This is a genomic window from Mycolicibacterium llatzerense, assembly GCF_025331195.1.
Taxonomy (GTDB): Bacteria; Actinomycetota; Actinomycetes; order Mycobacteriales; family Mycobacteriaceae; genus Mycobacterium; species Mycobacterium llatzerense.
Genome location: NZ_LXOV01000018.1, coordinates 384,237 through 396,531 on the forward strand (window position 1 = coordinate 384,237; position 12,295 = coordinate 396,531).

12 protein-coding genes are annotated in these 12,295 nt (G+C 64.0%); 5 read left to right on the forward strand and 7 right to left on the reverse strand.

The genetic code is table 11. The annotated features are described in order from the left end of the window. Window position 1 precedes the first annotated feature (1 nt). Complete coding sequence (locus tag A7G45_RS31635; protein WP_308204191.1) at window positions 2–2,212, reverse strand: winged helix-turn-helix domain-containing protein; 2,211 nt, start codon at window positions 2,210–2,212, stop codon at window positions 2–4. A gap of 100 nt (window positions 2,213–2,312) precedes the next feature. Here A7G45_RS31635 and A7G45_RS31640 point away from each other — a divergent pair, with 100 nt between their 5' ends. Then, entirely contained in the window at window positions 2,313–2,831 is a 519-nt protein-coding gene (locus A7G45_RS31640) for a hypothetical protein (RefSeq protein ID WP_071287075.1), read from the forward strand. Window positions 2,832–2,837: 6 nt separating this feature from the next. Here A7G45_RS31640 and A7G45_RS31645 read toward each other — a convergent pair whose 3' ends face one another. The 4 genes from A7G45_RS31645 to A7G45_RS31660 all read right to left on the reverse strand — a co-directional run bounded on the left by A7G45_RS31645 (window position 2,838) and on the right by A7G45_RS31660 (window position 6,959). Further along, a complete protein-coding gene (locus A7G45_RS31645) occupies window positions 2,838–4,103 on the reverse strand; it encodes an MCE family protein (protein ID WP_083420367.1) in 1,266 nt (421 codons plus the stop codon). Window positions 4,104–4,352: 249 nt separating this feature from the next. Beyond that, complete coding sequence (locus A7G45_RS31650; RefSeq protein WP_260943302.1) at window positions 4,353–5,207, reverse strand: glycosyltransferase family 2 protein; 855 nt, start codon at window positions 5,205–5,207, stop codon at window positions 4,353–4,355. 68 nt (window positions 5,208–5,275) lie between these two features. After that, complete coding sequence (locus A7G45_RS31655; RefSeq protein WP_260943303.1) at window positions 5,276–6,418, reverse strand: zinc-binding dehydrogenase; 1,143 nt, start codon at window positions 6,416–6,418, stop codon at window positions 5,276–5,278. A 16-nt stretch (window positions 6,419–6,434) separates the two neighbouring features. Next, window positions 6,435–6,959 carry a cutinase family protein gene (locus A7G45_RS31660; RefSeq protein ID WP_236737281.1) on the reverse strand — a complete coding sequence of 175 codons (525 nt, stop codon included), beginning with the start codon at window positions 6,957–6,959 and terminating at the stop codon, window positions 6,435–6,437. A 66-nt stretch (window positions 6,960–7,025) separates the two neighbouring features. On the opposite strand from A7G45_RS31660, the gene A7G45_RS31665 reads away from it, so the two are divergent. Next, window positions 7,026–7,343 carry a transposase gene (locus tag A7G45_RS31665; protein ID WP_260932170.1) on the forward strand — a complete coding sequence of 106 codons (318 nt, stop codon included), beginning with the start codon at window positions 7,026–7,028 and terminating at the stop codon, window positions 7,341–7,343. Continuing rightward, entirely contained in the window at window positions 7,340–8,233 is an 894-nt protein-coding gene (locus tag A7G45_RS31670; RefSeq protein WP_260932168.1) for an IS3 family transposase, read from the forward strand. Before A7G45_RS31665 ends, A7G45_RS31670 begins: the two co-directional genes overlap by 4 nt. A 281-nt stretch (window positions 8,234–8,514) precedes the next feature. Here A7G45_RS31670 and A7G45_RS32825 read toward each other — a convergent pair whose 3' ends face one another. Further along, window positions 8,515–8,712, reverse strand: coding sequence for an SDR family NAD(P)-dependent oxidoreductase (locus tag A7G45_RS32825; protein ID WP_390892814.1), 198 nt, complete (start codon window positions 8,710–8,712; stop codon window positions 8,515–8,517). Between the two features lie 367 nt (window positions 8,713–9,079). On the opposite strand from A7G45_RS32825, the gene A7G45_RS31675 reads away from it, so the two are divergent. Next, on the forward strand, window positions 9,080–9,982 hold the full coding sequence (locus A7G45_RS31675; RefSeq protein WP_071287073.1) for a glutamate cyclase domain-containing protein: 903 nt from the start codon (window positions 9,080–9,082) through the stop codon (window positions 9,980–9,982). Between the two features lie 172 nt (window positions 9,983–10,154). Then, a complete protein-coding gene (locus A7G45_RS31680; protein ID WP_162625345.1) occupies window positions 10,155–10,925 on the forward strand; it encodes a hypothetical protein in 771 nt (256 codons plus the stop codon). On the opposite strand, the gene A7G45_RS31685 is transcribed toward A7G45_RS31680, so the two are convergent. Continuing rightward, on the reverse strand, window positions 10,827–11,594 hold the full coding sequence (locus A7G45_RS31685; RefSeq protein ID WP_071287072.1) for a hypothetical protein: 768 nt from the start codon (window positions 11,592–11,594) through the stop codon (window positions 10,827–10,829). The two genes, A7G45_RS31680 and A7G45_RS31685, sit on opposite strands and share 99 nt — an antisense overlap. Window positions 11,595–12,295: the final 701 nt, after the last annotated feature.

Here is a 12,295-nt window from a genome sequence, read left to right on the forward strand (position 1 = left end):
GTCAGGACTGGTCGAGCAGACCGAGGCGCGCCGCCTCGGTCACGGCCTCGGTGCGCGACGACACCGACAGCTTGCGGTAGATCGATTTGGCCTGGCTCTTCACGGTTTCCCGGCCCAGGTGCAATTCGCCGGCGATCTTCTGCAGCGACAGGTGGGTGGCCAGGTGCGGCAGCAGACGCAGCTCGGCCGCGGTCAGGGCCGGCCGCGGCCCGTGCTGCGCATGCGCCGCCAGCAGTTCCCGGACCCGCGCCAGCCGGAGCTGCACCGCGGCCGCGTCGGGCTCCCGACGGCCGGCGAGCTGCCCCGCATCGAGATGCCGTCGGCACAACTCCGGGTCGTCGATCTCGAGGGCGGTGGCGGCGGTCAGCGCGTGCCCCAGTGCCGCGGTACGTGCTGCCAGGTCGCCCAGCCGCTCCAGCAGCCGTTCGGTGCCGCGGACCGCGTCGCGTGCCCCGGCGACGTCGCCGCGGTGACCCCGCACCAGCCCGTCCACCGCGTACACCACCACCATCGGCACGAGGTCGCACAGATCCCGGGAGTCGACGATGCTGCGGGCCTGCGCGCTGCGCTGCGCCGCGGACAGCAGGGCCCCGTCGTCGAGGTCCAACAGGGCGAGATGCGCCAGTGCCACGGCCCGGAAGCCGGGTAGGTCGTCAAGGACCGGGAGTGACGATTCCAGTGTGGCCCTGGCATTTCCCGCGTCACCGATCATCGACAGCGCGCCGCCTTTGACCGAGGCGGCGGCGCCCCACCACGGGTTGACCAGGTGGTCGCCGGCGTCGCACACCGTGTCGGCGTGCCGGACCACCTCGAGCACACCGCCGATGCCGACGAGGGAACCGACCAGGGCCGCACCAACTTTCACCGACGGCGTGCCGTCGGCCAAGGCGGCGCCCCGGTCCGCCGCCGAGGCCGCCAGCAGGGACCGCTGGATCAGGTCGGCGTCCCCCAGCGTCACCCCCAACCAGGCTCGGGCGATCGCGGCATCGGCATGGTCGGCGAAGACGTGCTCGTCGAGGAGCCTCAGTCGACGCTCCAAGATGCCTGCGCGGCCGTCGAATCCGAGCCGCACGGCATCGCGTTCGACCAGCGCCGCGGCGTGTGCCGCGTCGTCGGCCGCCAACGCCTGTAACAGCGCACCGTCGATGTCGCCGACGCGTTCGAGGTGCTCCGCCGCCCGGGCGGCGACAGCGCGGTACCGCTCCGGATCGCGGTTGTACAGCCGCGCACGGAGCAGATCGGCGAACAGCCGGTGGTACCGGTACGCGGTGCCCTGGTCATCGAGCGGCACCAGGAACAGGTTGCCCGAGGCGCGGACGGCATTCAGCACGTCGGCTGAATCATCGCGCTGCAGAACGCCGTTCAGGTCGTCGGCGCTGAAATGATCGAGTACCGCGGATTCGACGAGGAACGACTCGACGGCCGGGTCCAGCCGCCCCAGCACCTCTTCGACCAGATAGCCCGCCACCAGACGGTGGCGGCCGGTGATCGCGTCACCGGAGGCGCCGTCGCGTAACGCCATCGCCGCCATGACCACCCCGGCGGCCCAGCCCTCACAGCGGTCGATCACCAGCGCGGCCGTGGGGCCGTCGGGGCCACCGACGGAATCGAGGGCCGATTGTGCTTCAGCGGCAGAGAGTTTCAGCTGTTCGGTACCAACCTCGAGCACGCTGCCCTGCAGCCGGCGCCGCGCGAGATCCAGCGGCGGCGGTGTCCGGCTGATCAGCGTCAGCGTCGTCGACGCGGGAGCCAGCTGCACCAGGGCACGCAAGGTGTCGACAGCCGCGTCGTGTGTCAGTGCATGAACATCGTCCAGCACCACGACAATTGGCCCAGTGGACTCCAATGCTGCGACCACGGCCGGCACCAGTTGGGTTTCGACGGCCCGGCCTGCGCCGCGCAGGTACTGGAACGTCGCAGCATCGACGGCGGCGACTTGATCCACCGCGGTCAGCAGGTGCAGCAGCAGATGGGCAGGGTCGTTGTCGAGGTGATCCAGCCGCACCCAGGCGAACGGCCGGGCGTCGGCGGCGTCCCACAGTGCCACCGCGGTCGTCTTGCCGTATCCGGCGGGCGCCGTCACCACCACGAGTTTCGCGTCCGAGGCGAGCAGGGATCGGGTGATCGCCGGCCGCGCGATGACGGCCCCGCCCAGCCGAGGCGGGCCGTAGGTAGCCGTCGGAATGTGCGCTACCCAGCCTTCCCCTGCCACGTTGGCATCGTATGTGCGATGCACGCAGCCACCCAACCGGGCAATTTTTGACCGCTCCGCCGAATACGTTGATACCGTGCGCTCAGCGAGGGGAGCGACCATGAGCAACTCAATTCGTTCGGTGGCAGTCGCGGCGGCAGTGATCGGCCTCGTGGCCGGCTGCAGCAGCGGGTCCGACTCGGGCGCCAAAAGTTCGTCAAGTTCAGCGTCGACGAGCGCCGCAGCGTCCAGCACCGCGTCGACTAGCACCGCGTCATCAGCAGCTGCGGCGACCCCTGCAGAACTGCAGGCACTGGTGCCGACGCCCGCCGGTACCGTGCAGACCTTCGGCCCAGACCCTATCGCGGACAACGGGATTCACCTCAGCTTCAAGGTGACGGGCGGACCCGCTGACGTGGTCAAGGCCTACAAGGCCGCGCTCGAAGGCAAGGGCTGGGCCGTCACGACCATCGTGTCGAACGACGGCGGATCGAGCGGTGGTGGCGGCGCCACCTACACCGGTACCCACGGCAACAACTACGGCGTCTTCGACGGCGGCGGGTTCGGCACCGAGACGTTCTTCAACGTGTGCGCGTGGCCGGCCAAGCCGGCCCAGCCGAACTGCGGCCGCAAGAACTGACGCCCGTCAGGGGTTGATCGTGTTCTCGCCGTCCTGACGGCCCCACACGTATTCGGACGCGAATGGCGAGCCGAGGCCAAAGTGGTTGTACGGCGCGATCGATGCACCGGTGTCCATCACCATGTACGGCATCGGCCAGATGTCGCGGGTGACGGTCCAACACCCCGGCCGGCCCATGGGGCCGCCCCTGGCGTTGATCCGCGGCAGGTTGTCCGGGTAGACGTACTGGTTCGCCGAGCCGACAAGCGCTGTGTGCGAGATCAGCGAGTAACCGTTGCCGCCGACGGCGAAGGACGTTGCCTTCACCGCACGAGGGAGAGCCCTTATCCCGCAATCGATCTCGGGGCTGTACTCGTCGAGTACCCGAGTCGTCGGTAGGAGGTCCTGCGCGCCACGAACCAGGTACGGCCCGCCGCGCTCGAAGATGTCGCCGCCGGTGTTGCCGAAGCCCACTGATGCCATCAGCGCCTGATCTATGTTGCTGCGCTGGTCATTCAAGGTGCGCTCGGTGGTCACCGCGTTCGTGAGTCCGTCCCACAGATCTGGCGACGCGTTCGCGTAGACCTCGGCCAGATCGGCAAGGGCGCGGTTGTCGTGCCGGATCGACGGCATCCGCTGATTCAGGTCGGCCAGAATGACGTTGCCGTTGACCAGCGACTGACCGAACTTGTCACCCAGCCCCTCGAGCGCCTGTGCCGCGGCGGTCAGCGTCGCGTTCAACTTCACCGGGTCGACCTGTTCGGAGATCGCAGTGATGGTCTCGAACAACGTATTGAACTCCGTGGTGACGCTGACAGCGTTGACGGTGTCGCCTGACTTGAGACGCTGCGGCGACGGGTTCGGCGGCGACGTCATCGAGATGTATTTGTTGCCGAATACCGTTGTGGCCAGCAGCTTGACGTCCACGTTGCGCGGCAGCACGCCAAGGTATTGCGGGTCGACGTCGAGGATCAGTTTGGCTTCGGGCTTCTCGCCGGGTGCGGTGACGATTTCGGTGCCCTTCAACCGCCCGATCGGCACTCCGTTGTAGGTGACCTTCGAGCCGTTGTCCATCGACAGCCCTGCGCGACTGGCCAGCACGTACACCTGGGCTTTGGAGTCGAACGCTCCTCGGAACTGGAGCCAGGTGAGCGCCATCCCTGCGGCAGCAACGAGAGCCAGGATCAGGCCGGCGATCTTGTACGGCGGGGTCCGATCTCGATTCAGCGGCGCATGCACCTGCCCCGCAGCGACAGGCGGCAGCGGCTCCAGCGGCGGCCGTGGTTTTGTCATGCCATTCCACCATCAGATCGAAGTGCGGCCGGGCGCCGTTGCCAGGCCTTCATCGATGTCGACTGGTAAGCAGGGTACGACTGTCACCGGCCTAACGGCGCGCAAATGACAAACATCTAGCAAACCGTAATCTGGCAGGCCGGGCACTCAATGGCGACCTTCTCGCCATCACACGGCGGTTACCACCAAAGTGATGACAGCCGTCAGCAAATTGGCGGCCGTGGCCTTCGGCGCAGCACGTGCGCTGAGTTACGGAACTGCTGGAGCAGGCCGACCGACGGCACGGACACGCAGCAGCCCTATTGCCTCCTGCAGCGCGCCGAGGTTCCACGCCAACGAGCACGTCGTCTTGCGGCGGTCCACACCGGACAACCACGCCGCGGCCCATACGATCGATTGCAGCGCCGCCCCCATTGCGGCGGGTCCCAGCCACCACGGGCGGAATTTGTCCAGGATGCGTGCTTCGCCGCGGCCGAAATTCCGATACTGCACGAACGCCGCCTTCAGATCTGTGCGCTGCACCTTGCTCACCACCGCACCGGGCACGAACTCCAACATGAACCCGGCTTCGGCTACCCGCCAAAAGAAGTCGACCTCATCGGCGCCAAGCTTGAACGTTTCATCGAAGCCGTGCACGCGGGAAAACACCTCACGGGTGAAGCCGCAGTTCGTGCCGTTCGCGAAGACATCCTTGCGGGCCAGAGTCGGGTAGAGCCGACGTTGCCGCGCCAACAGGGTGCCGTTGTCGAGGATTCGATCGAGCCCACCGCCGACCGCCTCTGCCCCACCCAGGAAAGCGCGGTGATACGCCTCGATCCAGCCCGCGTGGACCACATCGTCCGCGTCGGTGAGCAGAATGAACTCCCCCTTGGCAGCTGTAATCCCCACATTACGAGCGACATTCGCGCCCGGCGCCCGACCCGCATCCACAACACGCACGCGCGGATCAGAATAGGAGCGCACCAGGTCGGCAGTGCCGTCCGTTGACCCGTTGTCGGCCACGACGATCTCGAACTCGGCACTGGTTTGCTGCGACAGCAGGGCATCGAGTTGTTTGGCGAGGACACGCGCACCGTCCCGGCATGGGATGACCACGGAGATCATGAGCCGAAAGGTAGCTGAGATTCGTCCCGTACGCCTGTCACGCGAGGCGCTTCACAGGGCACTCGCAGCTATGCGCCCGATTGCGGCGTCACGAGGAACTTCTCGCCGGTCGCCTTCTTGAGGTAGCTGTTGAACGCCTCGGGCTTGAGCAGGCCGGCCAATGAGACGTCTTGCGTGTAGGTGCTCGCGAAGGTCGTGGTGAGCTCCGCGGCGACGCGGGCTCGTAGCCTGCCGATGACCTCCGCCCCGGCGCTGGCGAGGAACGGCGTGAGCAGCCAGCCACCGATGCCCCACGACATGCCGAAGCTTCGGTTGAGGACGGTGGGTCCGGTGTCGAGGCTGCCGTAGATGTACACCTGCTTGTGGACGGCCGAGCCGTAGCGGGAGTACTGCGTCGCGGTCGCGTTGGCGGCCTGCTCCATGCCGTTGAGGATCTGGCTCGCCAGGGTGCCGCCGCCGGTGGCGTCGAACGCCAGTGTCGCGGAAGTGGCTTTGAGCGCCTCGAGCAGGTCCTGTTCGAAAGTCGTTGCCGCGGAATTGCATACGTAGGTCGCACCGAGGTCGCGCAGGATTTCTTCCTGCTCCGCCTTGCGGACGATGTTGACCAGCGGCACCCCGTCCGCGAGGCAGATCTTGACCAGCATCTGACCGAGATTCGACGCCGCGGCCGTGTGCACCAGACCCGAATGTCCTTCTCGCCGCATGGTTTCCACCATGCCCAGCGCGGTCAGCGGGTTGACGAACGAAGACGCCCCGTCCCGGGCCGTCGCGCCGTCGGGCAGGACCAGACAGGCGGCGGCATTGACGACGCGGTACTGGGAGTACATGGCGCCGCCGGCGGTGCCCACGGTCTTGCCGAGGAGCGCCTGCGCCGCCGCCGACTCCCCCGCCGCCACTACCGTGCCCGCACCCTCGTTGCCGACGGGAAGCGATTGCCCGACCCGGACGGCCAGATGTGCCAGCGCCCCGGGCGGCAGCGGTGCGGTGACGACGGGGCGGTCCGGGGTGCCCGTGACCGTCGCGGCCGACATGTCGGCGCCGGGAATCAGCAGGCCCAGATCCGACGGGTTGACGGGCGACGCCTCGATCCGGACGACGACTTGGTCGGCGGTCGGGGCCGGGATGTCGACGTCATGCAGCGAGAGCTCGAGCACGCCGTTCGGTGTCACCAATGACCGCAATTCCAGTGCGGTCTCGGGTATTTCGGTCATTTGATATGTCCCCGCTCTAGATCTTGCTCGCCGCGAAATCGGCTGCCTGCGTGACCTTTCCGGACTGCACGTAGGAACCGTGAGCGCCGGGGTCGAAGCCGCCGCCTTCCCAGCAGATCGGGTCGGCCTGGGCGCACTGATCGATGGAGTTGGCGACATACTGCGGCGCCAGCTCCGGCAGCTGTCCGCCGGCGAGCATGCTCGCGAAACCGGTGCGCGGCGCACCGAACAGTGCGGTGGCGGCGACGTGACCGGCGACCTGCGGCGGCGCCGCGCTCGTGGCACCTTCGATCACCGCAGCACCCTGTGAGTAGCCGCCGAGCACCATCTTGGTCTTCGGGCAGTTGGCCGCGGTGGACTCGATGACCGACCGCGCGGCGTCGATGCCGGCCGGGGTGCTTTGGGCGAAGTCGTTGCTCGCCGGGTAATCGACCGCGGTCGCCTCGACAGAACGCGGCGCCACCCGGGCCCGCAGGTCGTCGACGAACGGGCGGCCCACACTGCCCAGGCCCGGCGGCTCCGTGGTGCCACGAGCGAACACGGAGGTTCCCCAGTTTCAGTGGACACCTGAGATAGCGGGACGGTGTCCTGCTGGAAGGATGTCGATATGTCGCGGACGCGTCGGTCGTTCACACCGGAGTTCAAGGTGGAGGCTGCTCGTCGGGTGATTGACAGGGGCCGGCCGGTCTCGGAGGTGGCCCGCGAACTGAACCTGCACGAGAGTCTGCTGGGCAAGTGGGTGCGTCAGGAGAGGGTCCGCGACGGGGTGGCCAGCGATGCCCGCCATGGGCCGCCAGAAGGCGATCTGACGGCCCGTGAACGCGCCGAATTGGTGCGGCTGCGTGCGGAACTGGCCGAGAAGGACCGAGATATCGCCTTCTTGAAAAAAGTATCGGCGTACTTTGCGGCACAGCAACATCGGTGAGTCGGTTTGAGCTCATCGCCGCGGAGTGCGCCGACCACGACATCGCCACACTGACCGAGCTCCTCGACGTCTCACGCTCGGGCTATTACGCCTGGGAAGCACGGCAGCGACGCACCGAACCCACGCCGCGGCAGCAGTGGCGCCGCGATCTCGAGGTCAAGATCCTGGCCCACTGGCAAGAATCCCGACGCACTTACGGTTCACCACGGATCACCGCCGACCTGCACGCCGCTGGGGTCTCGGTGTCGGTCAACACCGTCGCGGCGATCATGGCCGAGATGGGCATCGAAGGCATCAGCCCGCGCACCTTCAAGGTCAAAACCACAGTCGTCGACCCGGCGGCGTCTTTCCCACCCGACCGGGTGGGCCGGGTCTTCGATCAAGGCCGCCTCGATGCGGTATGGACCTCCGACATCACCTATCTGACCTGCGGTGAAGGCGATGCCTACCTGTGCGCGATCCGCGACGAGCACTCGCGACGGGTGCTGGGCTGGTCGGTGGCTGACCACATGCGCACTGAGCTCGTCGAGCAGGCGGTGGACGCGGCGGTGTTCACCCGCGGCGGGTCGGTGGCCGGCACCATCTTGCACTCGGACCGGGGCAGTCAATACACCAGTCACGACTTGGCCACAGTCTGCTCCGATCACGGCCTGCGCCGCTCTATGGGGGCCACCGGCATATGTTGGGACAACGCCGGGTCCGAATCACTGTGGTCGACGGTCAAGCACGAGTACTACAAGCGGCATGCCTTCACAACGTATGCGAATCTTGCTGCGGGACTTGACAATTACCTTCGCTACTACAACCATGACAGGCGGCATAGTTCACTGGGAATGATCTCACCTATCGACTTCGAGATCACCGCACGGATCAATCAGCAATCAAGCTAACCGTGTCCACTTTTTCAGGGGAACCCCACACGACCTGGATGTCGGGGCAGGGTGCTGCTGCGGCGGGTGTAGCGGCAAATCCCGGAACGACTGGGCCAAGACGGTGAGGGCCAAGAGCACAGCGGGCTTACGGGTCATACCGACCGATGTTAGGCAACCTGACACGGAACTGCTCACGCCTTCGTGGCACCCGTTTCGACGGTCAACTGCGTTGCAGTGACTGCAGGTGACAGATCGAGGCCAGGTCGGAGAGGTCGTCGACGCTCGCGCGAAACGGATAACTAAGCATGCGCGCGGATGGCAACAAGTAGCTCGGTGCGGAGTGCCCCGACTGAGTGGACTGCAGCAAACACAGTGCCTACTCCCCACGTGTGGACAGCGTTCACACGGACCTTAAACTCTGCGTGCTCAACAGCGGCTGACGTCGTCAGCCCAACCACGCCGTGCTTGGCGGCGCTGCAGTGGACTTGGCCCGGCATTGAGTTGATGCCCGCGACCGAGCTGATGTTGATGATCGATCCACTATTTCCCGCCAAAATAACGCGGGACTATCGCTCTCATTGTGTGACTGCACCGCATTGAGCACCTTGCACAATTCCAACGATCACCTACCAGATTCGCAGATGCGCGCTGATACGGCCGCATCTCCCGCTGCGAGGAACTATCATGCCATCGCCGAACATGAGCAGGAGGCATTGTGCATTCGGTGACCGGTTATCCCTGCGACGCTGAATGGAACCTAACTGACCAAGCAGGCATCAGTCCGCATCAGGCGTTGGCGAGCACCGTCTCCGCGAATGCTCACAACGCGCGTCCTCGGCACGCGTGAACACGAGCTCAATACTGATGCATGACGACGCATTCAAGGCCCTGGAACATCTGGCGGCTACCGACGTAGGACGGGGTAGCGCGGTACTAGCTCGCCACGCCCAAGGTGGGCTCCATGACGCAGCCAGATCGCTCTGCCGCTCCATGGAGACAGCGCACGTCCTCCTGCTAACAGGCTTCTACCTACCACTAGCAGATCCGCCGACAGCTGAGACCGACGGCCCACTAGGGGCCGTCATGCTCGCCCGAGCGGTCGAGTTGTTGGGTGGCATCGCGACGATCGTCACCGATGAACCGTGTCAGCGGGTCGTACAGGCGGCAGCCGTCGCTGCCCGCCTGAGCGGCCAAGTGATGGCGTCCCCGCTCGGCGCGGACTACGGAAATTGGGAAGCTCGCCTGCAGACCTCTTGCGATAGACGACCCACCCACGTGATTGCGATAGAGCGCGTTGGCCCCAGTTATCGGGGAACCAAGTTAAACATGCGCGGCCAAAACATCGACGCCTTCACCGCACCACTCGAGCGCATACTGCAACTCTGGAACACCTACTCCATCGGTATCGGGGACGGCGGCAACGAAATCGGCATGGGATGCATCGAGCGCGATACCATCGCTGCCGTCGTTCCACGAGGCGCCGATATCGCGTGTTCCGTCGCTACGAATGCGCTAATCGTTGGCGGGACATCGAATTGGGGCGCATACGCGCTAACTGCCGCCATGCGACTCCTCGGCGAACACCAAGTCGACGAAGTGCTCGAAATCGAATGGTCCCACCGCATATTGAATGCGATCATGCGCGCAGGCGGTGCGGACGGCGTGACTCTTCAGCGGCAGGCAACCGTTGACGGTTTGTCGCTCGATGAATACTGCTTGGTACTTCGCAAAATTCAGGCGCTTGTTAATGCCACAGTACGGAGGTAGAAGAGTGAGTCGCAATTCAGCGCACCATGAGGGACGTTCAGGGCGTTTTCTATCACGCTCATACTTCTTGATTGGCCCCATTATCGGCGCCGCACTAATGGTGATGTTGACTGTATCCAATTTTGGCTCTTTACCAGAACAGATAATAGTCTCTCTATTGGCTACCATCTTGGTGAACCAGTTCGAGATACGCTACGACGGCTACCAGAAATCCGAACTCGAAAGCGCGATCCGTCGCGTCCCACAAATGACGCCAATCTTAGTCGACATCGCCGAGCGAGTGAGTGATTTACAACGAGTATATGCAGATTCACCCCTTCTCACCGAAGCACTTAGTCGAATGGAACGCGTTTTCGATGAGTTTGGACAACTTCGCGACGGCATCATCGTCCGTGGCCCCGCCGACTACCAGGACCTAATGAAGGGGGCACGCGCCTCCGCACGATCATTGCTGGCCATTACCAACATCACCGGCACAGCGGAAGCTGGCAACCCGACCTGGTGGCGCGAAGGACCTGGCCGCGAATACTGGGATTCGAACATGAAAGCACTAGCACGCGGAGTCGAGGTCTCCCGCATATTCATCTACGACTCGGAGATTTCCCCAGGGTTGAACGAGGTCCTCAACGAACAAGCGAAGGGCGGTGCAAATATTTGGACAGTACCGAAGTCGAAACTACACGACCCATCACTACTCCAGAACTGCGCCATCTTCGATGAGAAAATTGCATGGATTTCTGATGTAAATGCCTACGGTGAGATATCCAAGAATATTCTGTACGTGGGCCAGCGGCGCGTGCGCGAGCTGCGAGAGGCCTACGCGCTCTGCAAATCGCATGCAGACTCATTCTCGCCTGAGAACAATTCGAGTACCACCCGACAGGATGTACCTACCACCCAAGAATGCGACCAAAGTCAGGGCAAATCCACCCCAACCAACTAGCACAGTGACGCCAAAACTGAGCGCGTGCGATTGCGCCGCAAAAATCGCACAAAAGAAAGCAAGCAGCGCAATAGAAGTAAAGCGAAAATTCTCGGCGAACTCAAATGTGTCAGCAGGCTCCAACTCCGTCGCAACCAGCACGCCAGCGAATGGAAAAGTTACGACAAAACCGCCCATCAGGGGGGCGCATAAATATACCACAACGCATGACAACGCAATCAATATTGCTCGCCATATTTGGCCTCTTAGCCCGTAAGATACTACTTTCGATCGATCCACCGCATCATTCGCCATATCCGGTAAGCATTTTGAGATCATGACGTGCAAGAAAGCCCAAAAAACAATATATGCGGCCGCAGCGAACCAGAACTGCGGGTCAGGCAACTTAATAAGTGCCGCGGAGACGAGTACGTACAGCACTCCAGCTATCAACGACCGACCAACCCGATTCACGGCCGGCCATCTCGCCAGGCAGGCAACAACGTAGAAGAAAAGCACCAAAAGCACGACGCCGTACACGTGGTCCGCCGATACGGCAACTCGGCCAGCCAAAAGCATCGTGGTCATCGGGATCGGAAGCGTGTAAGCAACCGCTCGAAAGCGGATATTGGGCACAAGACCAACGAACCACACGAAGAAGCCCACGACCGTGATAGCGGCAACGGTCATCTGATGACCTCGGAGCCGATTCTGCCAGCAACGACGGCGCTTCCTGCCGAAGGCATCTCAAATGCGTCGTTCGACTTCACCCCACCTCATCCCCAAACAAGCGTGGCCCCGCGGCAGATCGCATACTCCAATGCGACCACGTCTTCCAGGTTTCGTGTAATCCAAAGCCATCATGCACGTGCCGCGGGTCCACGACATGTGCAACCACCGTTGTGGCGATGCTGATCAATCCAAATCGCAACCTTTGCTGCGCAACGTATGTTGGGGCTAGCACCGACGCGCATCACGGGCTGTCGCTGGCAACGGCCGAAAATGACCGCTACCAGCGACGACGCGGGTGCCCCCAGTCGGACTCGAACCGACACTTGGCGGATTTTAAGTCGGAATCCTGTGTCTTCCTACGGTAGCTGTAATGCCCCGCCGACGCCCCGCAGCACCGCTAAACACCCATTCCTAACTGGGACGATTTGCGTCGGGACGTCCATACAGCTGCCGCGTCAGCGTTGCCGCATTTCTGCAAGTCGACGCGTGAGTGTGGACGCGGGATGGACGCGGCACACAACCAGGGCGGGAGGAGGCAGAACAGCGGCCCGCGTGACGACTGGTACACAGACAGCCCACCACGGTGTACTGTGGGCCACGCGAGCAACCCTGCGCCGCGCGAACCGGCGAGGCCACTGAAGCGGCAGAGCGTGTCTGAT